The organism is Paenibacillus sp. SAFN-117, from assembly GCF_051966115.1.
GTDB lineage: Bacteria > Bacillota > Bacilli > Paenibacillales > NBRC-103111 > Paenibacillus_L > Paenibacillus_L residui.
The window spans coordinates 1-24637 of the sequence record NZ_JBQCLK010000013.1 but is presented as its reverse complement, the minus strand read 5'-3'; the positions used below and the strand labels follow the sequence as shown (position 1 = coordinate 24637).

At 49.7% G+C, this 24637-nt stretch carries 21 protein-coding genes; 18 read left to right on the top strand and 3 right to left on the bottom strand.

Annotated elements, in window-relative coordinates; all coding sequences use genetic code 11:
* Positions 1 to 204: 204 nt before the first annotated feature.
* The 11 genes from ACTHRH_RS10395 (at position 205) to ACTHRH_RS10345 (ending at position 13089) form a co-directional block, all read left to right on the top strand.
* The gene (locus tag ACTHRH_RS10395) at positions 205 to 2496 is read left to right on the top strand and encodes a helix-turn-helix domain-containing protein (protein WP_379285860.1); all 2292 of its coding nucleotides are present in this window, start codon (positions 205 to 207) and stop codon (positions 2494 to 2496) included.
* Between the two features lie 186 nt (positions 2497 to 2682).
* Positions 2683 to 3648, top strand: a complete 966-nt coding sequence (locus tag ACTHRH_RS10390; RefSeq protein ID WP_379285862.1) for an ABC transporter permease — start codon at positions 2683 to 2685, stop codon at positions 3646 to 3648.
* Positions 3649 to 3673: 25 nt separating this feature from the next.
* Positions 3674 to 4543 carry a carbohydrate ABC transporter permease gene (locus tag ACTHRH_RS10385; RefSeq protein ID WP_379285864.1) on the top strand — a complete coding sequence of 290 codons (870 nt, stop codon included), beginning with the start codon at positions 3674 to 3676 and terminating at the stop codon, positions 4541 to 4543.
* Positions 4544 to 4654: 111 nt separating this feature from the next.
* Positions 4655 to 6247 carry an extracellular solute-binding protein gene (locus ACTHRH_RS10380; RefSeq protein WP_440415412.1) on the top strand — a complete coding sequence of 531 codons (1593 nt, stop codon included), beginning with the start codon at positions 4655 to 4657 and terminating at the stop codon, positions 6245 to 6247.
* A gap of 200 nt (positions 6248 to 6447) precedes the next feature.
* Complete coding sequence (locus ACTHRH_RS10375) at positions 6448 to 7224, top strand: gluconate 2-dehydrogenase subunit 3 family protein (RefSeq protein ID WP_440415410.1); 777 nt, start codon at positions 6448 to 6450, stop codon at positions 7222 to 7224.
* A 20-nt stretch (positions 7225 to 7244) separates the two neighbouring features.
* On the top strand, positions 7245 to 8966 hold the full coding sequence (locus ACTHRH_RS10370) for a GMC family oxidoreductase (RefSeq protein WP_144932455.1): 1722 nt from the start codon (positions 7245 to 7247) through the stop codon (positions 8964 to 8966).
* A 30-nt stretch (positions 8967 to 8996) separates the two neighbouring features.
* Positions 8997 to 9731 (top strand): twin-arginine translocase subunit TatC, encoded by a 735-nt coding sequence (gene tatC, locus ACTHRH_RS10365; RefSeq protein WP_144932454.1) that lies wholly within the window; start codon positions 8997 to 8999, stop codon positions 9729 to 9731.
* A gap of 16 nt (positions 9732 to 9747) precedes the next feature.
* A complete protein-coding gene (locus ACTHRH_RS10360; protein ID WP_144932453.1) occupies positions 9748 to 9951 on the top strand; it encodes a twin-arginine translocase TatA/TatE family subunit in 204 nt (67 codons plus the stop codon).
* Positions 9952 to 10321: 370 nt separating this feature from the next.
* Entirely contained in the window at positions 10322 to 11476 is a 1155-nt protein-coding gene (locus ACTHRH_RS10355; RefSeq protein WP_440415407.1) for a glycosyltransferase family 4 protein, read from the top strand.
* Positions 11473 to 12225, top strand: coding sequence for a YheC/YheD family protein (locus ACTHRH_RS10350; RefSeq protein ID WP_440415405.1), 753 nt, complete (start codon positions 11473 to 11475; stop codon positions 12223 to 12225). The genes ACTHRH_RS10355 and ACTHRH_RS10350 overlap by 4 nt, the downstream gene beginning before the upstream one ends.
* A 141-nt stretch (positions 12226 to 12366) precedes the next feature.
* Positions 12367 to 13089 (top strand): MtnX-like HAD-IB family phosphatase, encoded by a 723-nt coding sequence (locus ACTHRH_RS10345; RefSeq protein WP_440415403.1) that lies wholly within the window; start codon positions 12367 to 12369, stop codon positions 13087 to 13089.
* 181 nt (positions 13090 to 13270) lie between these two features.
* Here ACTHRH_RS10345 and sspI read toward each other — a convergent pair whose 3' ends face one another.
* On the bottom strand, positions 13271 to 13477 hold the full coding sequence (gene sspI, locus ACTHRH_RS10340) for a small acid-soluble spore protein SspI (protein WP_144932443.1): 207 nt from the start codon (positions 13475 to 13477) through the stop codon (positions 13271 to 13273).
* Positions 13478 to 13699: 222 nt separating this feature from the next.
* On the opposite strand from sspI, the gene ACTHRH_RS10335 reads away from it, so the two are divergent.
* Positions 13700 to 14359 (top strand): potassium channel family protein, encoded by a 660-nt coding sequence (locus ACTHRH_RS10335; protein ID WP_144932440.1) that lies wholly within the window; start codon positions 13700 to 13702, stop codon positions 14357 to 14359.
* Positions 14360 to 14369: 10 nt separating this feature from the next.
* Positions 14370 to 15170, top strand: a complete 801-nt coding sequence (locus tag ACTHRH_RS10330) for a TrmH family RNA methyltransferase (protein ID WP_440415400.1) — start codon at positions 14370 to 14372, stop codon at positions 15168 to 15170.
* 376 nt (positions 15171 to 15546) lie between these two features.
* Here the strand turns inward: ACTHRH_RS10330 and ACTHRH_RS10325 are convergent, their stop codons facing one another.
* On the bottom strand, positions 15547 to 16116 hold the full coding sequence (locus ACTHRH_RS10325; protein ID WP_144932435.1) for a hypothetical protein: 570 nt from the start codon (positions 16114 to 16116) through the stop codon (positions 15547 to 15549).
* 548 nt (positions 16117 to 16664) lie between these two features.
* Between ACTHRH_RS10325 and ACTHRH_RS10320 the strand changes: the two genes are divergently transcribed.
* A complete protein-coding gene (locus ACTHRH_RS10320) occupies positions 16665 to 17123 on the top strand; it encodes a MarR family winged helix-turn-helix transcriptional regulator (protein WP_440415513.1) in 459 nt (152 codons plus the stop codon).
* A 194-nt stretch (positions 17124 to 17317) separates the two neighbouring features.
* Here ACTHRH_RS10320 and ACTHRH_RS10315 read toward each other — a convergent pair whose 3' ends face one another.
* Complete coding sequence (locus ACTHRH_RS10315) at positions 17318 to 18511, bottom strand: MFS transporter (protein ID WP_440415397.1); 1194 nt, start codon at positions 18509 to 18511, stop codon at positions 17318 to 17320.
* A 184-nt stretch (positions 18512 to 18695) separates the two neighbouring features.
* Here ACTHRH_RS10315 and yunB point away from each other — a divergent pair, with 184 nt between their 5' ends.
* The 4 genes from yunB to ACTHRH_RS10295 all read left to right on the top strand — a co-directional run bounded on the left by yunB (position 18696) and on the right by ACTHRH_RS10295 (position 24426).
* The gene (gene yunB / locus ACTHRH_RS10310; RefSeq protein ID WP_379285881.1) at positions 18696 to 19475 is read left to right on the top strand and encodes a sporulation protein YunB; all 780 of its coding nucleotides are present in this window, start codon (positions 18696 to 18698) and stop codon (positions 19473 to 19475) included.
* A gap of 355 nt (positions 19476 to 19830) precedes the next feature.
* A complete protein-coding gene (gene larC, locus ACTHRH_RS10305; protein ID WP_379285883.1) occupies positions 19831 to 20310 on the top strand; it encodes a nickel insertion protein in 480 nt (159 codons plus the stop codon).
* 89 nt (positions 20311 to 20399) lie between these two features.
* On the top strand, positions 20400 to 23519 hold the full coding sequence (locus ACTHRH_RS10300) for an N-acetyltransferase family protein (RefSeq protein WP_440415395.1): 3120 nt from the start codon (positions 20400 to 20402) through the stop codon (positions 23517 to 23519).
* A gap of 22 nt (positions 23520 to 23541) precedes the next feature.
* Positions 23542 to 24426: an amidohydrolase family protein gene (locus ACTHRH_RS10295; protein WP_144932424.1), complete on the top strand. Its 885-nt coding sequence runs from the start codon at positions 23542 to 23544 to the stop codon at positions 24424 to 24426.
* The last annotated feature ends 211 nt before the right edge of the window (positions 24427 to 24637 follow it).

The following is a 24637-nucleotide window of genomic DNA, read 5'->3' as shown; positions in this document are numbered from 1 at the left end:
AACGGAAAGGTTTGTCTAACTGCAAGCAAGCGGGAGTTGTCAAACGGCTTGCGAACCTCGGGGAATCCGGTGGACCCATAGTCTTCACCGGATTCATGTCCCGCCGGGGGCAGGTACCTGACCCGACAAGCATGATCGGATAAAATGAAAGCGATAACAATTTGTCTTGTCCGGATCTACAGATAAGCGAGGAGGAGCTGGGGTATGGTTAAACCGATCCGCTTATGGAGGAGAATGAGCTTCAAGAAGAAGCTGCTGGTCTATTCTTTGCTGCTAAGCGTTATTCCCGTCATGCTTCTCGGCCTGATCTCCTCTTACATGGCCGGAAGCAGCGTGCAGGAGGAGGTGGACCGCAATCATCGGATTATTCTTAAACAGATGGAATATCAGATGGATGGTATTTTGAAAAGCCTGGACGCCTCTTCCCTGCAAATTGCCAGTGACCGGACCGTGGAGAAATCAGTCCGGCTCGGGATCTCCATGGATTCGTTGGAAACCTTGGAAACGACATTGGAGATGAAAGAAATCATTCGGCAATACCGCAGCTATAACGGGACGCTCTTCAACGTATCATTGGTGTATAATCGGTTCGGCCAAGTGTATTCCAATCATTACGGAATGCTTGCGCTCAACGATTTTCCCTATTACGAGCTGATTAAATTCGCCAGGCCGATGTATACGGGAGCGACGGTCGTCCCTCCCTATACCTATCCGCAACAAACCGAGTTTCTCCTGCTGCGTCCGGTGCCGATTAATTCTCCGGTTATGGAAGGCTGGCTGCTGCTGCATGTCGACCCGGAGATTATAGAGGAGGTTTTCCAGTCGGTCAGCCTGGGCAACGGGCGAAAGCTGCTTGTGATCGACGAGCAGGGACGCATCGTGCTGAGCAGCAATAAAGCCGATATCGGTACCAAGCTCACCGCCACCAATGATTTGCATCAATTTTGGCAAAATCCTTCCAGCTTTACAGGACCTTATACATACAATAAGCAGCAATACCATCTGTCTTCGGAGAAGTCCTCCTTCAATAACTGGACTTATCTGGCGATGACTCCGTATTCCGAGTTAACGGCCAAATCTGATCATATCCAACGGCTCACCTGGATAACCGTCATCATTCTGATCGGACTCTGGATGTTGATCTCCGTCATCGGATCGCATCGGCTATATTTTCCGATCCAAAGGCTTGCGGGCAAATTCTCCGGATCGGACCGGGAGGCGGATGATCTTAATGCTCTGGACTCCTATTTGGAGAAGGTACTGAGGATCAATGAAGGGCTGCGGCTTCAGTATCAGGAACAGCTTCCCCACTTGAAGGAAAGCGTGCTATTCAAGCTGCTTAGAGGAGAGATGACCGAGGATGAGTTAGCCTTCCATTCGGCGAATAAACATTTGGCGCTTGACGGAAGCCGGTTCTATCTATTGGCTCTGGAAGTGGATCAGCCGGTTAAATTTTGGCGGAAATATCAGACCCGAGACCGCTCGCTGATGATGTACGCTCTGTCCAAGCTGATTCAGGAAATTTGTGAGGAGATGCCGACCTGTGTGACGTTGACTCCCAATCCGGGACAGATCATCTGCATTCTCGGCACAGAACGGAATGATGATGCGACCTGGAGCCGGATCAACGAAATGAGCCGTCTCATCCGGGAGAAGGTGAAAGAATATTTTCAGCATACGATTACCGTCGCCATTAGCGATGCCCAGCCTTCCCTGACGGCTGTCAGCCTTGGCTATGAACAAGCGCTCCAACTGCTTCGTTATCGTTTTGTAATGGGCGGGAATGCGACCATTACCCGCGAGATTGCGGAGAATTCAACGATGCTCCGGCAGTTCAATCATTTTTTCGCCAAATGGCAGAGAAGGATTCTGGCAAGTATTGCCGAGGGGGATATAGAGCAAGCCCGGAACCAGTTCGCGGAAATGATGGAGGACGTCCCTCATTTTATGGCCAATGTGGAAAGCGTGCTTGGCTTGATGGCTTATTTGCTTGGGGAAATCGACCAGTGCTTGCAGGATAGAGGCTATGATCTTCATGAATGGATGGATGATCAGCTCTATATGAATATTTATTCCGCCTCGTCCCTCGAAGAGGTCCGTCAGTGGTTCTGCAATGAGCTATTCCCGTCCATTCAGCGCGAGATGGAGCAGTCCCGGCAGTCCAAACAGGCCTTGCTGATCAGCCAGGTGATTGACTACATTCATGAAAGATTCGAGACGGATTTATCCCTGCAGCAGGTCGCGGAGCATTTTCACTGTTCCCCCTCCCAGCTAAGCCGCGCTTTCAAGGAAGAGAAGGGGATCAATTTCGTCGATTATCTTATCGACTACCGAATGAACAGGGCGAAGGAATGGCTGGCCCATTCCGATTTATCGATTAAAGAGATTACGGAAAAGCTGCGTTACGCAACGACTCAAAATTTTACCCGTGTCTTCAAGCAGTGCACGGGGATGCCGCCGGGAAAATACCGTGAGCAATTTCGTCAAGGATCTTAGCATCGGGAAGCGCGGGCTGGATTATAGACAGGTATAATACCTTTCTTCCTAATCGGGGAAAGGTTCTTTTTTTGCCTGTTTTGTTTCTTATTTTGCCCTGATTGTATGCAAGAATGGAAACTTCCCGTTTGCCGCCGTTTCTTGTACAGTACGGTTACAAACCGAATGAAAGGAGAGAAGCCGACCATGAAACCGGCTGCAGAATCGAAAGCGCATTCAAGGATGCCCGTTCAATCCCCCGCCGGATGGGGCCGGATGAGGAAGAAGATATGGCAGAGCCGTTATATGTATGTATTTGTGCTGCCGGGCTTCCTTTATTTTATCATCTACAAATATGTTCCGCTGCTGGGGTCTGTCATTGCCTTCAAAGAATACAGCCCATTCCAAGGGTTTATGGACAGTCCCTGGGTCGGCTGGGCCCATTTTGCCAGGATTTTCGATAATGCGGAAGTGGTGCAGGTGCTGATCAATACGCTGGTGCTGTCGTTTCTGCAAATCGCCTTTGCCTTTCCGGTTCCCATACTATTGGCGGTTATGCTGAACGAGGTTCGCCACGAACGATTCAAGAAGCTTATTCAATCGATCGTCTACCTTCCGCATTTTTTGTCTTGGGTGGTGGTTATCGGAATTGTAACGATTTTCCTGCGAAGCGACGGGCTCATCAACGGGATCCTGCAAGCCTGGTTCGGCATGGAGCCGATTCTGTTCCTGCAAATTCCCGCCCTGTTCAAGCCGCTGCTCGTATTGGAGGTCATCTGGAAGGAGTCGGGCTGGGGAACGATCATCTTCCTCGCGGCCTTGGCGGGAGTCAATCCGGAGCTCTATGAAGCGGCCGTAGTCGACGGGGCCAGCAGGCTGCGAAGGATCTGGCATATTACACTTCCCGCGATCCGCAGTACGGTAGTCATCTTGCTTATATTGCGCCTTGGTACCGTACTGGACAACGGTTTCGAGCAGGTGTTTCTGATGCTGAATCCCTATGTGATGGAAGTGGGAAATGTGCTGGATACTTATGTTTATTACAAAGGCATTTTACAGTCGGATTTCAGCTTTGCCACCGCTGTTGGCCTGTTTAAGTCCGTCGTAGGGCTCATTCTGGTGATCGGGGCGAACCGGCTGGCCAAGAGATTCGGGGAAGAAGGCATTTATTAGCAGATATACACCGGGAGGGATACGCATGTTTCACCGAACCGTCGGAGACCGGATTCTGGAGACGGTCAATATCGTGCTGCTTGTGTTAATCGCCGTCAGCATGTTCATTCCTTTTCTGTATATTTTCTCGGTCTCCTTCTCTTCCATGAAAGATTTTCTGGAGAATGATTTTATTCTGTGGCCCAAGGAATGGGTGGCGGACGCGTACAAGTATATTCTCGGCAACGACCGCTTCATCCGGTCCATCGGGGTGACGGTCTTCATAACGGTAGCAGGAACGCTGATGAATCTGCTCTTTACGACGACGATGGCGTATGGCTTGTCGCGGGATTTCGCGGGCCAAAGAACGATCCTTTTCATGGTGCTGTTTACCTTCCTGTTCGGAGCCGGCATTATTCCGACCTATCTGGTTGTCAAAGAGACCGGGCTTCTGGACTCCGTCTGGGCGCTCATTATACCTGTGCTGATCAGCCCGTGGAATCTGATCGTTATCCGCCAGTTCTTCCGCAATATTCCCGAAGAATTGCACGAGGCCGCGATTGTGGACGGAGCCAATCCTTTTACGATATTCGGGCGCATCATCCTTCCGCTGTCCAAGCCGGCGTTGGCCACCTTCGGCCTGTTCTACGCTGTCAGTCACTGGAATTCTTATTTTACGGGCTTGATCTATATCAGCAATCCGGCCAAGTGGCCCATACAGGTGCTGCTGCGCCAAATTGTCGTCGTGAATGACAACACCTCCTTGCTGGAGCAGCAGACCTTGGTTCAGCCGCCCCCGGCGGAGACGATTCAGATGGCCGCTATTTTGTTGGCGACGGTCCCTATTTTGGCGGTTTATCCGTTTCTGCAGAAGCATTTCGCCAAGGGGGTGATGCTCGGTTCGGTCAAAGGCTGACTATTTCATGCCGGCGTTCCGGGAATCTGTCCGATTTATCGATGACGCAACGATTCCGGGATGACAAGAGGGTGGCACAAGATTCGCTCATTATAAGCGGAGGTGGTCGTAATGGCTAAAAAGAGATGGATAAGCGCGGGCTCGGTGCTGATGACGGTGGCTTTAACAGCGGCGGCCTGTTCGGGCGGGGGCTCCCAGGGAACTTCCCAGCCTTCCGGGGAGCCCGGGGCAAAGCAGGCGGAAGAGAACAAAATGCATGAGATCAGCTTCATGAACTTCGCGTATACGATTTTTCCTGCGGCGGAGGGCGCCGGAGTCGATGCCATCAAGGAAAAATTCAACGCTCATATCAAATCACAATTTATATTGCAATCGGATTTTAACAGCAAGCTGTCGGTCGTCATGGCCTCTGGCGACATGCCGGATGTCGTGGCGATCAAGGATCTGGATTCGAATTATTATAAATGGGCCAGGCAGGGGGCTTTTCTTCCGCTGGATGACTATATCGACCAATACGAGACGTTTCGCATGGTTCCCGATGAAATTTGGGATCAAATCCGTGTAGACGGCAAAATCTACAGCATCCCGATGTATGCCCCCACCTATGTGTTCAGCAATATCATCCGGAAGGATTGGCTGGACAACCTCGGGCTGTCGATGCCGACCAATTATGAGGAACTGCTTGAGGTAGCCATTGCCTTTACCAAGAATGATCCGGACGGTAACGGCAAGGACGATACGTACGGCTTTGCTCTTGGAGAAAATATTTCACCTGAATATATGGCAGGAGCTTATTGGTCCGGAGGCTGGTACCACAAAAATGAGAACGGCGATTATATTCCCGGAATCATCGGCCCCGGGCGTAAAGAAGTGATTGAAACCTTAGCGGCGGCGTACAGGGAAGGAGCGGTGACCAAGGATTTTGCCGTGCTCAACTGGGCGCAGGCGAATAAAGAATTTTATTCCGGCAAGGCGGGGATTTTCATCGGCACTCCGACCGGGATGGTAGAAGAGTATTATACCGGATTGCTGGAAGTGAATCCCGAGGCGCGGCTGGCTTCGATTCCTCATTTCGTAGCTCCCGACGGGAGTCAGGGACGGCTGCTGGGGCAAGGATATTTCGGCCTGTCCACTCTATCCTCGAAGCTGAAGAATGATCCGGAGAAGGTCAAGAAAATACTGGAGATTATGGATTATGGCCGGCAGTTCATCCCGGTGAATGAGCGAACCCCGGACAATGAAGTGTTTGATTGGCTAATGGGGCACGAGGGAGTGGGCTACGAGATGGTGGACGGCAAGGCGGTGCTTAAGCCGGGCTCGGAGAGCATTACGCCGATTCAATATATGCTGCAGCGGCATGAATTTTGGAAGCCGTGGGCACCCAACGATGAAGCGAATCAATACTCGATCGCTTCTTACAACGATCCGAGAATGCAGCAATTTATCGCTGAAATCGAAGAGATGGAAGCGACATACAACAAAACCCCTTATGCGGATCCGAGCCGCGGTATTTTCTCTGAAGCTCAATCTTCCAAAGGAGCCGATTTGCAAAAATATATTATCGGAGAGCAGACGAAGATGATTTCCGGTCAACGCCCGCTATCCGATTGGGATCAAATGGTCAAGGAATGGATGGGACGAGGGGGCGCGGATATCATCAGAGAGATCAATGACGGAATTAAAGAAAGAGGAGCGGCCAAGTAAATTGCCGAGACGAATTCGGGCCAAGCCGAGGTTATATGACCTCGGCTTTTTTTGGTTCATAACAGAATATATAACTCCACTTTGTGGGGGACTGGTAAAAGCGATTAAACGTGTTAAGAAAATTGGCATAAAAAAGCTCATTATGGTGAAACTACCATTACTTATTGATATCAACAAGTGTGGCAATTGGAGGTGTCAGGATGGCAGAGGAAAAACATAATAAAAGCGCCCCGCGCGATGAATCCAGACGACAGTTCCTGAAATATTCCGGAGCGGCTCTTGGCGGAGTAGTTGCCGGCGGAGTGATTGGCGGAGTGATCGGATCGACAATGACCGCTCCTAAGGAAACGGCACCGCAGCAGCCGGGCCAGACGGAGCAGCCGCCGGTCAAGGATTATAATCAGGCGCTGATGTTCCTTAATACGGAGCAATTTCAGTTGACCCAGGCAGCAACGGAACGTATTTTTCCGAAGGACGAGCTGGGGCCCGGCGCTATTGAATTGGGGGTCGCGTATTATATCGACCACCAACTGGCCGGTCCGTGGGGTATGAACGCCAGAGATTATATGATAGGTCCATTCTTCAAGGCAGAGGCGACCCAAGGATACCAATCCGGGTTTAAACGCCACGAAATATTCACTTTGGGGCTGCAGGCGCTGAAAGATTATTGCCAAACGAAGTACAGCAAGGCTTTCGCGGATCTGGACGAGGCCCAGCAGGACGAGGTTCTGACCGTATTTGAAAAAGGAGAAGAAGTCCAGCTTCACGGAATGTCGAGCAAAATTTTCTTTAATTTGCTGCGCTCCTTGACTCTGGAAGGAGCTTATGCCGATCCGCTATACGGCGGCAACAAAAATATGGACGGCTGGAGGATGCGCAATTATCCCGGCAATCAGATGAGCTATGCCGATGTCATCGACAAGGAAGAATTTATCAAGATGGAGCCGTCGAGCCTCCATGATCACATGAGTCACTAACTAGATAAGGGGACATGCAAGTGGCTACTACATTACCAAAGGTACCGATTGTAATCGTTGGATTAGGTTGGATGGGAGGCATCATTGCCTCGGAGTTGACCAAAGCGGGACATAAGGTAGTTGCTTTGGAGCGGGGTAAACCGCGGAAGACGGAAGATTATTTCATGGTGCATGACGAACTGCGCTACGCTCAACGGTATGAGCTGATGCAGGATCTGTCCAGGGAGACGGTTACTTTCCGCAATACGGAAAAAGTGCGGGCCCTGCCGATGAGATCCTACGGCTCCTTCTTGATGGGAGATGGAATCGGGGGCGCAGGGGTTCACTGGAACGGGCAAAACTACCGTTTTCTCCCCTATGACTTTGAGATTTATTCCAAGACGGTGGAGCGCTACGGAAAGAATAAAATTCCGGACGGCATGATTATCCAGGATTGGGGAATTACCTACGACGAGTTGGAGCCTTACTTTGACAAATATGAGAAAATGGCCGGAATCAGCGGTGAACCCGAGCAAAACCCAATGGTCGGCCAGCGCTCCAGCCCGTTCCCGACTCCGCCGATGAAGAAAACCCCGGGAATGAAGCTGTTCGAGGATGCCGCGAGAAAGCTGGGATACAATCCCTATGTCATTCCGTCAGGCAATTTATCCGAAACCTATACGAATCCGGACGGCATTACTCGTGCTGCCTGCCAATACTGCGCTTTCTGTGAACGGTTCGGCTGTGAATATGGCGCGAAGGCGGATCCTATCGTAACCGTGCTTCCCGTAGCCCAGAACACCGGCAACCTGGAAATCCGCACATTTTCCAATGTGACCCGGATCATTCACGACGGCAAGAGGGCAAGCGGTGTCGTTTACATCAATACGTTAACCGGAGAAGAGTTCGAGCAGCCGGCGGATTTGGTCATACTGGCCAGTTATGTATTCTCCAACGTTCGTCTGCTTCTTCTCTCCAAGCTGGGCAAACCGTATGATCCGGCTTCCGGAACCGGTGTTATCGGCCGAAACTACGCGTACCAGATTACGGGCGGGAATGCTTACGGCTTCTATGATGACAGGGAGTTTAATCTTTATATGGGGGCAGGGGCGCTAGGAAGCTGCTTCGACGATTTCAACGGAGACAATTTCGACCATTCGGACCTGAATTTCATTCACGGGGCGAATATTCGCTTCACCCAAACCGGAAATCGGCCGATCGCCAGCAATCCGACGCCGAGCGGCACTCCGAAGTGGGGCAAGGAATTTAAGCAGATGTCGATCAAATACGCCAACCGCATGCTTGTAGTCAGTATTCAAGGGGCCAATATGCCATGGAGGCATCATTATATGGATTTGGACCCGACCTACAAGGATATATACGGACTGCCGCTGCTTCGATTAACCTATGATTTTGAGAATCAGGATCGGGAATTGGTCAATTTTATTTCAACCAAAACCGAAGCGGTCATGAAGGAAATGAATCCGACCAAGCTGGAAACGTCCAAAGCGATCAGCAACTATGATATCGTCCCATATCAGTCCACGCACAATACGGGAGGCGTAGTGATGGGGGCGGACCCGAGCACTTCTGCAGTCAATTCCTATTTGCAGATGTGGGATGCGGAAAATGTATTTGTTGTAGGAGCATCGGCCTTTCCCCATAACAGCGGATACAATCCGACGGGCACAATTGGGGCGCTGGCATACCGGGCTTCGGAAGGCATTCTCAAATACTTGCAGCAGGGCGGATCTCTCGTATAGGGCTCTGTTCTGTTGAAGGACAGGGGTAGAATGGATATAAAAGAAAATCTGGTCGTTCATCTGACCGAGCTACGCAAGAGATTGATCGTGGTCGCGACGGTCTTGTTGGGCGCCATGTGCGCGGGGTTGTATTTATCTCCCGCCATATTGCGCTATGTTCAAGCCAGGCCGGGCGCCAGCGGCATCGAGTGGAACGTATTCTCGTTGACGGACGGGCTGTTCGTCTACATGAAGTGCGCGTTTCTGTTTGCGATCCTGTTCACTCTTCCGGTGCTGCTGTATCAAATATGGGCATTTGTCAGGCCGGGTCTGACTGATGCGGAGGCCAGAGGAACACTTGCATTCGTTCCGGCCTCCTTCCTGCTCTTCCTTACGGGCACCGTTTTCGGCTACTATGTCGTTTTTCCGATGATGGTCGGGTTTATGAAAACGATGAACGCCTCGATCGGGGCAATGGAGACTTACGGGATCGATCGTTACTTTTCCTTCCTGTTCAACGTCGTCTTTCCGATGGGGGTCTCCTTTGAAATGCCCGTTGTCGTCCTGTTTCTTACACGGCTTGGGCTGTTGACTCCGGAGAGGCTCAAGGGAACCCGGAAATATGCTTATGTCGGGCTTGCGATCGTAGGGGCGCTGATCTCGCCGCCGGACTTCATCTCGCATCTGTCCGTGACGATTCCGTTAATTGCCTTGTTCGAAATCAGCGCCGCCTTGGCAGGCCATTACTACAGAAGACTAGCAACACTGTCAACCAATACCCAGTAAAGGGGAGGTTAATCAAATGTTCAATAATGTAGGGATTCCCGGCTTGATTATTATCCTGGCCATTGCCCTGATTGTCTTCGGGCCGGCCAAGCTTCCGCAGCTCGGAAGAGCTTTCGGCGATACGCTGCGTGAGTTCCGCAATTCGACTAGAGGAATGGTCGACGATACCGAGGATAATGTGGTCCGCCAGGAGAAGGACGAACTTAAATTGCTTAAGTGACAAGGAATAAAAGCCGCAGATCCCTGTGATCGGCGGCTTTTTTACCTATAAAATGGCTTGATCTCCCTTGGAATGAAAAAAAAGATGTGTTTTTGCAGGCTTTACCGCGGACACGGGATCAAACAGCCCAAAGCGTGCAGAATTGCAGGCTTTACCGCGGATACGAAGCAAAACGTCACTTTTCTTGGGGTTTTGGGTCTTGGTCATGCACTGTCAGTTGTCCAGTGCATCAGCGGGTATGCACACATATGATATTGGAGTAAAAAAGCTCTATATACCAGTACAGTAAAGGCCGCGTGTACAGGAACGCGAGCAGTGAATCTCTGATACCGGATGCCGTCTCCGATATCGGTTAAGGAGGTGCCGTCTGTTGCATCTGTTAATTATCGCCCCGGAACAAATCCCGGTTCCTCCGGTATTGGGGGGATCGGTGGAAATTTCGATTCACCATATTGCGAAAGAGCTGTCCGCCAGCCATCAGGTAACGATCATCAGCCGCGAACATACCGGCTATCCCGCCTTAACTAAAGACGGAAATCTAACGATCATCAGGGTTCCGGGAGGAAGTCAGGGCAATTATTTAAACCATGTCCTCAGAAGATTGGCCGGCCATACCTTTGACTGGGTGCAGGTAGATAACCGCCCTCTCTTTCTCCCTCGGGTAAAGCGGCAATTTCCTAATACGCCCGTGTCCATTTTCCTGCATTCGCTGACATTTGTTTCCGCCCCCCGAATTTCACGTGAGCTGGCGTTCCGCTGTTTGTCCAAAGCCGATTTGATAGTTGCCAACAGCTTGTCTTTACAGAATAGGCTGAAAGAACGGTTCCCCCGCCTTCACAACAAAATTAAGAAAGTTTGGCTGGGAACGGACTTGAATCGGTTTCGGCCGCCGACACCGGCAGAAAAAATGGATCTGAAAAACCGATACGGGCTAGCGGCATCATTCACCGTGGCCTTCGCAGGGAGACTGATTCCGCGCAAAGGACTTCCCCTGCTGATCCGCGCTATCCGCATGGCGCGAAATGAAGTTCCCGAAATCAAACTGGTAGTGGCAGGGAAGAGCCAGGTGCATGGTTACGGGATGAAATTAAAGAAGCTCGCCCGGCATTACCGGGTCCCGGTCGTGTTCTTGGGGCAGCTGTCGCATCGGCAAATGCACAAGCTGTATTGGATGGCCGATTGCTTCGTCTGTCCGTCGCAAAAGCATGAAGCCTTCGGCCTGGTAAACGTAGAGGCGATGGCTACCGGGCTTCCCTGCATAGCCTCTAATATCGGGGGAATCGGGGAAATTATCCGGGACAAACATAACGGACTGTTGGTCGATCATTATCAGGACTACAGAGCGTTTGCCGCACGGATTGCTTATCTTGCCCGTCACCGGGAATGGGGGAAGCAATTGGGCAAGCAAGCGAGGGAGGATGCAGTCAAGAGGTTTGGTTGGAAAACATCAGCAGGTCATTTAATCAATCTGTATGATCTTTATTACAGGTCCAATGTTAAGTCAAAGGTGGAGGAAGCGCGGTGAAACTGACAGCGAACAAATGGCTTAAGACAACCATCCTGCTGCAGAACGAACAGATTCGCCCGGTCATTCCCGAAACCCGGCGGATGAACAGGGACAGCCTGCAGGAAATGTTGAATAAATACGGTATGGTTTATATTAAACCTAATTTCGGAACCTTCGGTATCGGGGTCATCCGAGTCGAGAAGGAAGAGGCCGGGGGTAGACTCCGGTTTCATTTTCAAAGAGGGAAGCGCAGATGGACGTTCGGTTCTTATACGGATATGTATGCTAATCTGTTAAGACAAACCGGGAAGAAGCGCTATTTGGTTCAGAAGGGAATCAGGCTCTTAAGCCATGAGCAGCGTCCCTTCGATATTCGCGTAATGGTGCAGAGGAACCCGGTGAAGAATTGGGAGACCACCGGGATGATGGGAAGGGTGGCTCATCCTCAGAAGGTAGTAACGAATTATCATAATGGAGGGACACTTAAGACGGTTGACGTCCTTCTGAGCCGATACATGGGCCCTGCCGAGAGGGAGAAGTATATGGCACGGCTTGCCAAGCTGGGGACGGATGCGGCCATACAACTGCATAAACATTTTCCCGGATTGAAGGAAATCGGGGTCGATATCGCCATCGGCAAAGATTTAGATCCATGGATTTTGGAAGTTAATTTCCGGCCGGACCCTTATATTTTCAGAAAATTGGCCAACCGAAAAGCCTACTTAAAAATTTTAAGGTATGCCAGGGCCTATAAAAGAATCCGATAGCCTGTCTACTTCGATTTATGCGTCTGAAAAATTTGAAAAGCTCTCTCCATCTATTTCCTTATGAAACTATAAGGGGTCTGGATGTGGTATGATAAGGACAAATTGACGTTGCTTTCAATATAAACGAAATGGGTGGAGAAAATGTCTAAGCTGGCCGTTGTCACCGATTTTGACGGGACCTTAATGCAGCAGGATGTCGGAGATTTGCTTATGAAAAAAGCCGGGGTCGAGAAGGAACCGGCAGTGGTGGAGGCTTACCGCCAATTCGATGCCGGTCAGGTCGGTTCCATGGAGGTGGCGAGAACGAGCTACTCCTTTCTGGCAGACCGCAAATCATTGGTGGACGATGTGATCCGACAGATAAATCCGCGGGAGGGAGCTGCGGATTTTCTTGACTTTTGCCGTAAGCACGGTATCCCTGTCACGATACTGAGTGATGGAATGGAATATTATATCCGGGAAATCATCCGGAAGTTCGATTATCAGGTGGAGCAAATCATATCGAATCCGATTTATTATACGGAGGACGGAGGGTACAGGCTTGATTTCCAAAATGAAAATGAAGCTTGCAAATGGTGCGGCTGCTGCAAAGCGGACGTGGTGCGGAAATTAAAGCAGGAAGGCTACCATGTGCTGTATATCGGAGACGGAACGAGTGATTATTATGGTTCGGGTTTTGCCGATTGGATCTTTGCCAGAGCAAGGCTGGCCGGTTACCTCGAAGAAGCGGGAGAGGCCTACTTTCCGTTCGAAACCTTCCATGACGTGCTGAAAGTTATAGAACCGGATCTGGATAAGTTCCTATCCGGAGAAGCCTCGGGCAAACGAATGGTCCCTAATACTTTTTGCCTGTTTGAAGAATAAATTTATCACTTCCCGTTCAATGATGAGTGAGTAGAATAGTTTTGAACTTAAACAGGACAATAGTAGACTCTCGCGTTGGGCATGTCGGGTTGCCGACCCAAGGCCCGCAACGCGCGCCAGGAGAGGCGTGCGTTGACCGGGAGTCTTTATTTTTGGCATTTTCGTGTGTCAGGAAAGAACTCTACTGGGGAAGATGATCCTTAAGGGCTTGAACCAAAGTGGAATGGGTAGGTTCATCCGTATTTTTCCAAATAATTTCAAATAACACGCCTAACCCGGGAAGGGCCTGATCCGTGCTGTCAATCGAACCTTCAATCACATCCGTCAGTTCTTCTGTCGATTTGCCCTGTACTCGCTGCACAATAGCCTGCCTTAAGTCGATATTCATCGTGAGAAAACCTCCGTTGTCGTAAGATTCGTCGCGAGCAACCACAAAAGTTGCCCTATCTAAAGGCCGAACCATTTACCATATATAAAAGTGGGGGATGAAGCAAGCCACGAAGCCTGCTTTAGGGGGAATTGTTATTAATATGTCTTTAGGCACCCCCTTTTATGTATGGATCCCTACGGTATGGTATAATTCTAGGAAGAAGCTAAAGGAGCGGTAGCGATGAAAAAACAATTTGCCATTATCGGAATGGGCCGCTTCGGTTCGAGTGTGGCCAAGTCTTTATCGAAATCCGGGTATGATGTGTTGGCTGTCGATTCCAACGGCCAGAAGGTACAGGAAATGAGTGCCTTCGTGACCCAAGCGGTTCAAGCGGATTCCACGGATGAAGAAGCACTGAAGGCGCTGGGAATCCATCATTTTGATGTCGTTGTCGTAGCTATCGGGCAGGATATTCAATCCAGCATTCTGACTACCCTGATTCTCAAAGATCTGGGCATCCAGAAGATTATTGTCAAGGCGCAGAACGATTTGCATGGCAATGTGCTGAAGAAAATCGGCGCGGACAAGGTCATTTTTCCGGAAAGGGATATGGGAAATCGGGTCGCTCATCACTTGATCTCTCCCAACATCTTGGATTACGTTGAATTATCCGATGATTACAGCATCGTGGAGATTAAAGCGTCTCCCCAGATGATCGGCAAGAGTTTGCTTCAGTTGGATATCCGGGCCAAATATCGCTGTAATGTGATGGCTATCAAAACAGGCACCCATATGAATATTGCACCTCATGCTGAAGATGCGATCAAGGAGGACGATGTTCTTGTCGTCGTAGGGAAGAACGAGGATTTAGTCGAATTCGAGAAAACGTTCACGAAGTAATGGAGGCTGTATGACCAACGAAATTACATCAGTTAATAACCTGCGGGTTAAGCAGTGGGCGCAGCTGCTTGGCAGGAAGGGAAGAGACGAGCAGAATAAATATTTGATCGAGGGCACGCATCTGGTACAGGAGGCTTTGCGTTCGAACGAGCCGGTCGAGACGGTGCTTTATTCCATGGAACGCGGCCTTCCGCCGGAGCTCAAGGACAACGATCGTGCGGGGCGGGAGGAATGGATAGCCGTTACGGAAGCGGTGCTTTCCAAAGTGACGGATACCCGAACGCCGCAAAGCGTCGCTGCTATTGTCAGGAAGAGGGAAGAATCGGCCGAAGGGCTGCTGTCGTTATCGGACGGATTGGTCGTTGTCGTGGATGGAATTCAGGACCCCGGCAATCTGGGGACCATCATTCGGGCGGCCGATGCTGCCGGCGCTTCCGGAGTCGTGCTCGGACAAGGCACCGTGGACTTGTATAACCCGAAGACCATTCGCGCCACTATGGGATCGCTGTTCCATCTGCCCGTTGTGCAGGCAGAGCTGGCCCCGCTGCTTCGCAAAGCGGGCGATAGAGGCATTCAACTGCTGAATACTTCGTTGAATGCAAGCAAGACCTGCTACGAAACCGACTTCAGACAGGCGACCTGGATCATTCTCGGCAACGAAGGGGCAGGGGTTTCGGAAGAGGTGAGCCGTCTGGCCAATCATAACGTAATCATTCCTATGCGGGGCCGTGCGGAATCGTTGAATGTTGCCATGGCCGGAACCATTCTTCTGTACGAGGCGCTTCGACAGCGGTCTTTTCAGCAAATATAATTCCTGTCCAACCGACTAAGATAAAATTAGTACCCAAACAATACAAAAGACTGGAGGGGGATCTGTTTTTACTCGATCCTTTCATCAGTCTTTTTTCATCCTCCGCGACGATCAAAAGCAGGGATTTCTCATCCTTTAAGCATGAACCCAGGTGATCAACGGGTTAGGGGATGTGATGAGTGCTTTGCTCAAGTTTTTTTCCCAAGCTCTTGCTCGGATTTTAAAACACTGATCTCAGCGTTCCCCTGACATTTATCCTGCCCTTCTGGACACGAATTTTTATCTCGTTTCGTTTCTAAATGAGACCTGCTCGTCAAGCGTCTATTTTTACGAATGTCAGAATGCCTATTTTGGTGCCCACTTCTCCAATCTTATTTTAATCTAGCCTTTTATGGTTGGTCGGTCCTACTCCTAACATGATAAGAATGTAAACCATGGCCAATGGTATAACGCTCATATTTTTCAAAAAGAACAGGTAGGCATTATATGCGGATTGTGCTGAATGTTCAACCGAATTGATATCTAAAATGTCGAGGATTGGGGTTAAAGAAAGATTCACGATGACGATAATAGCTAAATTTCCTAGGCCATATAAGAACACAAGGAATATCACGATTTGAGCAAGAAAGAAGCAGGGCCAATTTTTCTTCAGATGCAAGGAACAAGAATCCCCAAGCCTCTGCCAAAACCTCTTCCGCCACAAACTTGTCAAATTTCCAGTAGTCATAAGGCAAAGCATGAGCAGAAACAATACGATTCTTGTCAATTCCACTAAAATTTCAAATACCATGGGTACTTGAAGCTGATTCCACATTTGATATGCACGGATACAAGACGGGATAAGTGCAAGGATGAGCAGGGAGAGATGGCGGTAAAAAAACAAGACGGAGGAAAAAAGTGTATGGAGACCATATTTTCCATAACGCATAAGATCAGAAAATCCCATAAGATCACCTCGTTTAACGATCAGATTATCTGTACAATGTTTAAAAGATAAATGATACTAACGGGAATAATGAACAGATTTTTTATGCCCAAAACCGCAACTTTTTGAATGGAATCGATAGCTGGAACGTGTTCGAACATTTTTTTAGACATATTCATTGCAATAATTATGACCAAGTTGAGGAACCCGAAAATAAGGCAATAGGTGAGCACATATTGTGATATCCTCAATATCCATACCATGCTTTCAATAAAAGCGAAGGTTTTATTCGTGTGTTTGATTATGCTTTGAAAACACCGCATAATAGCTATAGGAATGGAGAGAAGAAATACGATGGCAAAGGTGAAATAAAATGCGTATGACCAGATCAGTACTCGCAATCCTTCCATGGCAGGATATAAAATACTGTTGTAAAAGATGTCCTCGAACAACTTTGTCATTCCTTCCGATTATAAAGCACAATAAAAACAAGGTTTAATTTACCTCCATAATAGAGTATCTCTAATTTGGAGATAAATTCATTATAGGGAGGGGCTATCTGATTGTCAATGAAAAATAATCCTGCGAATGAGCATAATGCAGTCAATTTAGGACAACAATTTAGTCTTGCTTTAATTATGTTCCACCAGACCGTTGCTGAAAAAGTTGGTTTAAATTTAACGGACTACAAAGTGTTAGGGCTTATCCCCGTGGAAGGACTTACTGCCGGGGAGATCGCATTAAAAACGGGGTTATCGACTGGAATGGTTACAACAGTGGTCGATAGACTTGAAAATAAAGATTTTGTTTACAGGGAAAGAGATCCGAAAGACAGGAGAAAGGTTATTATTAAGGCCAATTTTGGAAAAGTGGGAGCTGAATTAGGGCCGATTTTTCAATCGTTTGGACAAGCTATGAGCGAAGTAATGTCTGCTTACAGTCCGGAAGAAAACAAATTGATCGAAGAGTATATTATGAAGAGTACAGAGGTATTTAAACAAGAGACCGAGAAGCTGAACCAAGGATAATATTGCACTACAGATATGGAAACCCGTTGAAAAAAGCTTGAGGGACAAGGGAGTTCGAGAGAAGGGCAGAGGGGAAAGTTTGACTTTTAAATTCGGAAACGAAACAGCCATCCGACGGATCCATTTTATAACCGAGACAGTCCGGGTTGTGCCCGGACTGTTTTCTTTTTGCCCGAATAGGGCGTTTCGTTTTGTTACAGCTTAGCCTCGCGTTCCGAAAGCTTTGCTTTGGAAGGGATGATTTTGTAAAGGATGAACAGCAAGCCCGACAGCACCGTTAAAGTGCCCGATGCGATAGCCAAGGCTGTGTCCGGGTCGGCCGTCAAGGCGCCGACGGCCGATGATCCCGCCACCACCCCGAGCGAGAAGAAGGCGTAGAACAAGCCGAAGGCCTTCCCCCGGTCCTCCTGGCGGACATGCTTGACCAAGAGCGCGCTGGTCGAAGGGAATATCAGTCCGTAGCCTATTCCGTACACAGCCATAATGAAATATAAACCTCCGAGGCTGGATACTATGGACAGGCTAAGCAAAGAAGCAATGACGATAACCAGTCCGATCATCAGCAGGCGGAAAGGGGGCAGCCGGTCGAACATCCGGTTGGATGGCAGCACGAACACGAGAATCGCCACCAATCCGAAGGTGCTGAGCAGCATTCCGGCAGATTGCGCCGGCAGCTGCAATTCATCGGTTTTGAGCGGAAGAGCGAAGGTAAGCACGCCCATGGCGAACAGAAGGGCGAAAGCCCCGGCATAGGCGGTTACGGCATGACGGTTGCCAAGAAGCGGCTTCCACGCTTTAATGGTTTCCGACCAGGACTGGCGCTCTACTCTTGTCCGCTCCGTCTGTTCCGCCTGCTTCTTGGGCAGCATCGTCCAGGCAATAATCGAGAAGACGGCAAGCAGTGCAGACGTTACAATAAACACCGCATCTACTCCCCACTTCGCTTTAAGGATTCCTCCCAACGCCGGACCTATAATGGCGGCCAGTCCGACGGAAGCGCCAGACAATGCCATAGCCCTTCCTTGACGGTTCATCGAAGCTCTCGAAGAAGCGAGAGTAAACGCGCATGGTGTCAGAAGCCCCCCTGTAAGACCATGTAAAAAACGAACGGCAATGAGATGCTCCGGAGTATTAACGGTTAGGTATAACAAGAGTACAGCCGCTGTTATGGCCATCCCTATAATAAGCACAACTCTGGCTCCGATACGGTCAATCCATTGTCCTGCAACGACATTGCCGGCTATATTCGATAGCGAGTACATTCCGATTGTAAGACCGATAGCGAGCGATCCGGCTCCCAGGCTTTTGGCATAGGGCCCGATAATCGGAAGCTGTACGAATGTATCCAGGAAGGATACGAGAATAATCAAGTAGATCAGTGCTCTCATCATTTCCTCCAGGTTAAAAAAGGGAGCTGCGGCTCCAATAGTAGGGTTTTCTTACCTATTATAGCAGGTTTGGCGGTTATTGCGGACACTAAAGGAAGTCATCTTGACAACGAGTCCTTCTTTTTTGGCTGCGTAAGGCATAGATTAGTTAGAGGGATATGCCTATATACAAGGGGGGAAGGGGATGCGAAGGCGCAGATGGAGAAGCCGGAATCCGCGTAAAGCAAGCTTGAGAAGAACATTCCTCATCACGATGATTCTAATCTTTCTGTTTACACTGCAAACCTTCGTTTATATTGAGAGGAATCTGAAGCCGCCGCTCTTCCACCTGGCTTCCGTCCGCATGAAGCAGATTGCAACACAATCCATCAACGCGGCCATTACCGACCGGATCTCCCAAGGTACCGATCTCAATAGATTGATTGAGTGGAGATACGATAATAACGGCAAGGTGAGCGGGTTTATGCTAAATTATGCCGAGCATATGAAAATACAGGCGGATGCCATTAATAAAGTTCAATCCGCTCTGACCAATCTGGGAAGCATCCCCGAGCATATTCCGTTGGGGATGGCCATGAACAGCGCGATTATCGCGTCCTTCGGTCCGGATATTCCAATTCGGCTCGTTCCGCAAGGAAGTGTTCAGGTGGAGCTGAGCAGACGCTCTGAAAATGTGGGGATTAATATGGTGCTGGTGGAGGTTTACGTTCGGGTGATCGCCGATGTGGCCATCATTATTCCGTTCGATTCGGAGCATGAAATCGTTGAGACGGAAATTCCCATTTCCTATGTTCTGGTCGTTGGGGATACTCCGATGTATTATGTGGACAGCAAAGGAAATCCTCTGGGCGGATCACCTCCTCTTCCGCCGAGCGTTACGCTTCCTGTACCGCAGCCCAGCCAGGCAGGGACAGCGGAGGGCGGGACGGAGCCGGTCACTCCCGAATCGGCCAACAAGCTGTAACAGGGTGCTGGCCTTCTGGCCGTTTAAGCAGTATGGGCGGAATATACAAGAAACGGCGGGGTTCTTTTTCGCGGTATCATTCTTCCTTGCCCGTTCACGCAAATAGTGCTGTTAATTTGCCGTTAGGGCTTTTTCCAAATATTTCCCCAGGGGTGCCATCTAAAGGTACTCCTGTTATTTGTTTATGGGCATTATTTTCCCGATGAAATTAATAATTGTCACACAGACATGACCTCAAGGAATGTTTAATCTGCTTTCGGTTCCGGAGGCAGCATTTACATAGTAAGCCGGGGAAGGCTATAATTTGGGAAAAAGCGATCGTTACGGGTCGATGGGACAAAGGATGGCTGACAGAATGAAGAAATTCGATCATGGGCAAGAGCACCGGGATGATGGGATGGTGCTCATTCAAACGAATCTGGACGATATGAATCCGGAGTACTGTCCCTACATCACGGACAGGCTTCTGGAGAAAGGAGCGAACGATGTCTACTGGATTCCTATTCTTATGAAAAAAGGGCGTCCCGGCCTGATGTTAAATGTATTAACGGACGGACTCTTATTGTCGGAAATAGAAACCGTCATCTTCGAGGAAACGACAACGCTCGGATTGCGATATATGCCCGTATCCTGCAGCAGACTCGGCAGAAATTTCGAGAAGGTTTCCACTCCCTGGGGGGCTATTACGGTAAAAACCGGGTATAAAGCCGGAAAGCTTGTGCATTTTGCCCCGGAGCATGAAGATTGCGCCAAAGCCGCGCGGGAACACGGAATTCCGATCAAACAAGTATACGAGTACGTCAGGGCGATCTATATCAGTCAAAAATCGTTGTAACTAAATTCTCCTCTTACTCCTGATAAGGGGCTAAGGTATAATGGTAATAATTTGAAAAAAATATTACTATAACCAAAGAGGTGAATATCGTGAACGGGAACATTCGGATAGTTGAATATGAACCGCATTATGCCCGGGCGATTGCTGAAATGTGGAATGCCAGCACAGAGGGCTGGGGAGGAGGGACGGCTAACCGAACGGAGGAATCCATCCTTCAGGAGCATGCCAATTCGACTCTGCTGGCCGCTTTCCTGGCCTTGGATGAAGACAAGGTGGTAGGCTACTGCAGCTTCGCCCATTATCGTAATGATGAGGGAGCTTTATATATTCCGCTTCTTAACGTAAGGCCTGATTATCATGGGCGAAAAATAGGGCGGGACCTGGTCCTGAGCGCGGTGCGAAGAACGATCGAGATGGGTTGGCCGAGATTGGACTTGTTTACGTGGGCGGGGAATACGAAGGCTGTTCCGATGTATAAAAAGTGTGGATTTTTTTGGGAGAAAAGGGAAAACGCCACTCATTTGATGAATTTTATTCCGACTGTTCTGCAAACCGAGGCTCTCCAGCCTTACTTCGAGACCATGGATTGGTATGAGGACGGGAAGAGGGACATCGCCATAGAGCCGGATGGGCGAAACGAGAACGGCTTCGATTTCTTTGAATATAAATGGGCGAAGGACGGGAAGTCCCTGCGTGTGGAATTTGAAAAAACCGGGCGCGGCATCCGTTTGATCGAAACGGACGATTATATTCTGTACGCCGAAGCGGACAGGCATAAGCTCGTTTTTGGGAAGAGCTATCCCATCCGTTATGTGATTCGCAATAAATCGGGGGCACCCCTCCATGTTCAAATTGAAGGGGAGAATAACAAAAATATTAGCTTCTCACTGTCCCGCAATCTGGTAGTTCAAGAGGAAGCCATCATCGAAGGTCAATTTGAAGTTGGGCCGGTAGAGGAGGACCAGAATGATTGGAAGACGCATCCTTGCGTCACCGCACGGTGCCGGATCAACGGACGCAGTGCTGAGCTTCGTGTCGGAATAGAGCCGCAATATCCGGCGAAGCTGATCTTCTCCGCCGTGAATCATGAAAGCCTGCTTCAAGGGATGGAGGAAGGCTTCATAACGATTGAGAATCAGGATACCCGGCCGCTAGTATTTGAGTTTCAGCTTCCAAGTAATGAATGTATCCGTTTTGAACCCGAACGGTTGTCTGTTTCCGTGCCTGGAGAAGAAATTAAAACCGTTGCCGTTTCATACAGGCTCCAGGATTTTGGATTGTTAAGCGAACGGGTTATGATCCATGCTTATTCGGAGAACAGCCGGGAAGAGCCGGTTGTCTTTACCAGAAAAATAGAACGGATTTTTAAGGGACAAACCGGAAGGTTCGGCGGTGAGACCCAAAAGCAGTGGTTCATTGTCAATGGTCCTTATACTTTATATTACAACAAAGAGGATAATGAAATGTGGGTTCACCGGTATGGTGAAGAGTCCAGGTGCCGATGGATGTCACCGAAGCTCGGGCGCCCCTATTCTCCCGAGTTTGTGAAAAAACAGGCTTCGCGTGTTTCCATAAGCCGGGAAGATCAAGCGATGGTGCTTACGGCGGAATGCGATTCCGAGGAATTCCCGTCCATCCGGTTGACGATAACCGCCAAACTATTTCCTAACGGGTTGGTCGAAAGGTTCCACGAGGTCCATAATCTTGGAACCCTGACTGCAGAGCAGCCTTTGCATATTGGAGAAGGATTTTATTTCTCGCTAAATCAAGGGATTATCCCTTATGAAGGCCAAGTGATTGATTTGCGGGATCCGGAGGTCGTTTCATACGATAGGCTGAACGATTGGGATATCCATCAGATTTCGGAAAACTGGCTGTTTAGCTACGGCTCCGGGGACCAAGTAACCTGGGGAATGACCTGGCATCCAGAGTTGGCTCTGACCAAGAGCGAATGGCATTTGCAATTGGAGCATCCGGCAGGCCGACCGGGACCGGGGGAGAAGGTGCGGACTGCTTCTACCTTCCTGGCATGCGGCAGCTTTACGAACTGGTCCGATTTCCGCTCCTATGCGCTTGGGCGCAGGGACCGGGTGAATCCCCATTTAATGTCTCCATTCGAAGTGAGCGTAAATAACGGGAATCCATTCGTTCAGGCGGGAATGGAATTCACAGTTCAAGCCAGAGAACGGAGAAACTCCCCGATAGAAGGTCGGGTGAGTGTAAGTTCCCGGAACGGAAACTTTGCCGCCGTGGAACGGGAGATGGCGGAGGAAGAGCAGATGAGGCTGCTCGATTTTCGAGTGGAGCCCCTTAAGGAGGGCGGCATTTCGGATACGGTTCGACTGAACCTTCAATCCCGAATGGGAGAAAGAACCATCGAACGGGCTGTGTTTGCCTTTTCGGACGGAGTGCAGCCGATAGAAGAGATGAAGCTGACAGACGGAACCTTCCGTTTTTCCAATGGGGGAGTCACACTTCAAGCTTCTCCGGCTTTCGGGAATGCTTTGTATTCTCTTCAGTATAACGGGAGAGAGTGGCTGGAATCCTCCTATCCCGAGCCCGGGCCCAAATCGTGGTGGAACCCGTGGCTGGGAGGACTAGGGATCGAGCTTCAGGGAATTTCCCAGTTAAGCTTGCAGGAGGAGACGATTACCGCCGCCTTTGAGACACTAACGGATAATTACGGGAACTCATGGCGGGGAATATGCCTGCGGACACGGGTGGAGAAGCTGAAGGAGAAACGCGGGCTGGAGTTAGACCAGTATTATCTGATGCTTCCCGGAACCCCCGTTCTCTGTGTGGTGAACCGGATTCGGAATCGAACGGGACGCATGTTCTATGATTACCGCTGTATGGTGGACTCCTTCATCGGAACGGATACTGAACCGGAAGTGCAGTGGTTCCGGGGGCAACCGGACCGCACCTACAAGCGAGGATCCAAGGCACCGGAAATCCAATCCCAAGGTCTGCTGGAGCTGGGCAGTGAGCGGCATGAAGACCGAATGCTCTACATCAGTGGGGAGAAGAATACGTATGCTTTTTCCAATAATCAAATCTTGAGGGTTTGTTCGGAAGAATGGGTACGGCTCGCGGATGGAGAGACGGTATATACCAAGCCTGTCTTCTGCTTGTTTACTGACAGAGATTGGACTTCCGAAGCGTTTACCGAGTTAAGAAGAATACGTTTCGGAGCGGAAGAGAATAAGTAGAGGAAGGAGAAGGAGGGCACCATTGAAAATTATCGACGCTCATATTCATTTATCGGATATTGACAGCTTTCGCAGGACGGCCCGGGAGCTGGCCTTCGTGGAATATTCGGCAGCAGGGCTCAAGGAAGAATTTGACCAGGCCGGAGTAGTTATGGGAATCGGCATGGGGGTGGAGGAACAAGAGGCAGGGCGCTTCCCGGACAGGGGAGCGTCCAACCCGATGACTCTTGATTTGGAACCGGAGGTTCCTCCATTTCTGATGGAATGTGTAGGCATTAATCCTGTACGTCTGGCTTCGGACGGTGCGCAGGAGGAACTGGATCGGATCGAAGCCCGTCTCCGTCAAGAGTTCGTAGCGGGAATTAAGCTCTATGCCGGCTATTACCATTATTACGTTTATGATCCGATTTACGGTCCCGTATATGAACTGGCCAAACAATACGGGCTTCCGGTCGTCATACATTCCGGGGACACGTATTCAAGCGAGGGGCTGCTGAAATATTCCCATCCGCTGACAATCGATGAATTGGCGATACAGCATCGGGACATTAATTTCATCATCTGTCACCTCGGGGATCCCTGGGTAATGGATGCCGCGGAAGTGATCCATAAAAATGCTAACGTCTTCGCGGATTTATCCGGGCTTATCGTTGGAGATTCGAAAGAGTTCGACCGGTTTATGAAGGAGACGCTGTTCATGGATCATTTCCGCCGCGCGCTCATATACGCCGATCACTATGATAAAATGCTGTTCGGCACCGATTGGCCGCTTGCTCCGATCAAGGAATACATCCGCTTCGTGGAGCGTCTGATCCCGGAAGCGCATCAGGAGCAAGTATTCTACGATAATGCTTTGCGGGTATTTCCAAGGCTCGGGGAGCGGCTATCCGCTAACCCGGGTGAATAAAGCAACGCAACGCGCGCCGTTCATTGGCGCGCGTTGCGGCGTTATACGGCGGTAGTCCGCCGGATTGTGTAAAAGACAATCAAAACTGCAGGTCTTTTTGGGGAAAGCCGCGCGGTGGGTTATTCTAGAGCGAAACCGGCTAGGCCCCCTAATTCCGGAGTCCGCACCATAAAAAAATAACCATGTATACAATTCCTCTCTTTTTGGAGGT

What these genes read in the sequence shown, in the direction of transcription:
- ACTHRH_RS10380 (WP_440415412.1), top strand. Translation starts at nt 4,655, where the DNA reads ATGGCTAAAAAGAGATGGATAAGCGCGGGCTCGGTGCTGATGACGGTG.
- ACTHRH_RS10390 (WP_379285862.1), top strand. Translation starts at nt 2,683, where the DNA reads ATGAAACCGGCTGCAGAATCGAAAGCGCATTCAAGGATGCCCGTTCAA.
- ACTHRH_RS10320 (WP_440415513.1), top strand. Translation starts at nt 16,665, where the DNA reads ATGAAAAATAATCCTGCGAATGAGCATAATGCAGTCAATTTAGGACAA.
- ACTHRH_RS10315 (WP_440415397.1), bottom strand. Translation starts at nt 18,511, where the DNA reads ATGAGAGCACTGATCTACTTGATTATTCTCGTATCCTTCCTGGATACA.
- ACTHRH_RS10375 (WP_440415410.1), top strand. Translation starts at nt 6,448, where the DNA reads ATGGCAGAGGAAAAACATAATAAAAGCGCCCCGCGCGATGAATCCAGA.
- larC (WP_379285883.1), top strand. Translation starts at nt 19,831, where the DNA reads ATGAAGAAATTCGATCATGGGCAAGAGCACCGGGATGATGGGATGGTG.
- ACTHRH_RS10385 (WP_379285864.1), top strand. Translation starts at nt 3,674, where the DNA reads ATGTTTCACCGAACCGTCGGAGACCGGATTCTGGAGACGGTCAATATC.
- ACTHRH_RS10345 (WP_440415403.1), top strand. Translation starts at nt 12,367, where the DNA reads ATGTCTAAGCTGGCCGTTGTCACCGATTTTGACGGGACCTTAATGCAG.
- tatC (WP_144932454.1), top strand. Translation starts at nt 8,997, where the DNA reads ATGGATATAAAAGAAAATCTGGTCGTTCATCTGACCGAGCTACGCAAG.
- ACTHRH_RS10395 (WP_379285860.1), top strand. Translation starts at nt 205, where the DNA reads ATGGTTAAACCGATCCGCTTATGGAGGAGAATGAGCTTCAAGAAGAAG.
- ACTHRH_RS10360 (WP_144932453.1), top strand. Translation starts at nt 9,748, where the DNA reads ATGTTCAATAATGTAGGGATTCCCGGCTTGATTATTATCCTGGCCATT.
- ACTHRH_RS10330 (WP_440415400.1), top strand. Translation starts at nt 14,370, where the DNA reads ATGACCAACGAAATTACATCAGTTAATAACCTGCGGGTTAAGCAGTGG.
- ACTHRH_RS10335 (WP_144932440.1), top strand. Translation starts at nt 13,700, where the DNA reads ATGAAAAAACAATTTGCCATTATCGGAATGGGCCGCTTCGGTTCGAGT.
- sspI (WP_144932443.1), bottom strand. Translation starts at nt 13,477, where the DNA reads ATGAATATCGACTTAAGGCAGGCTATTGTGCAGCGAGTACAGGGCAAA.
- ACTHRH_RS10325 (WP_144932435.1), bottom strand. Translation starts at nt 16,116, where the DNA reads ATGGGATTTTCTGATCTTATGCGTTATGGAAAATATGGTCTCCATACA.
- yunB (WP_379285881.1), top strand. Translation starts at nt 18,696, where the DNA reads ATGCGAAGGCGCAGATGGAGAAGCCGGAATCCGCGTAAAGCAAGCTTG.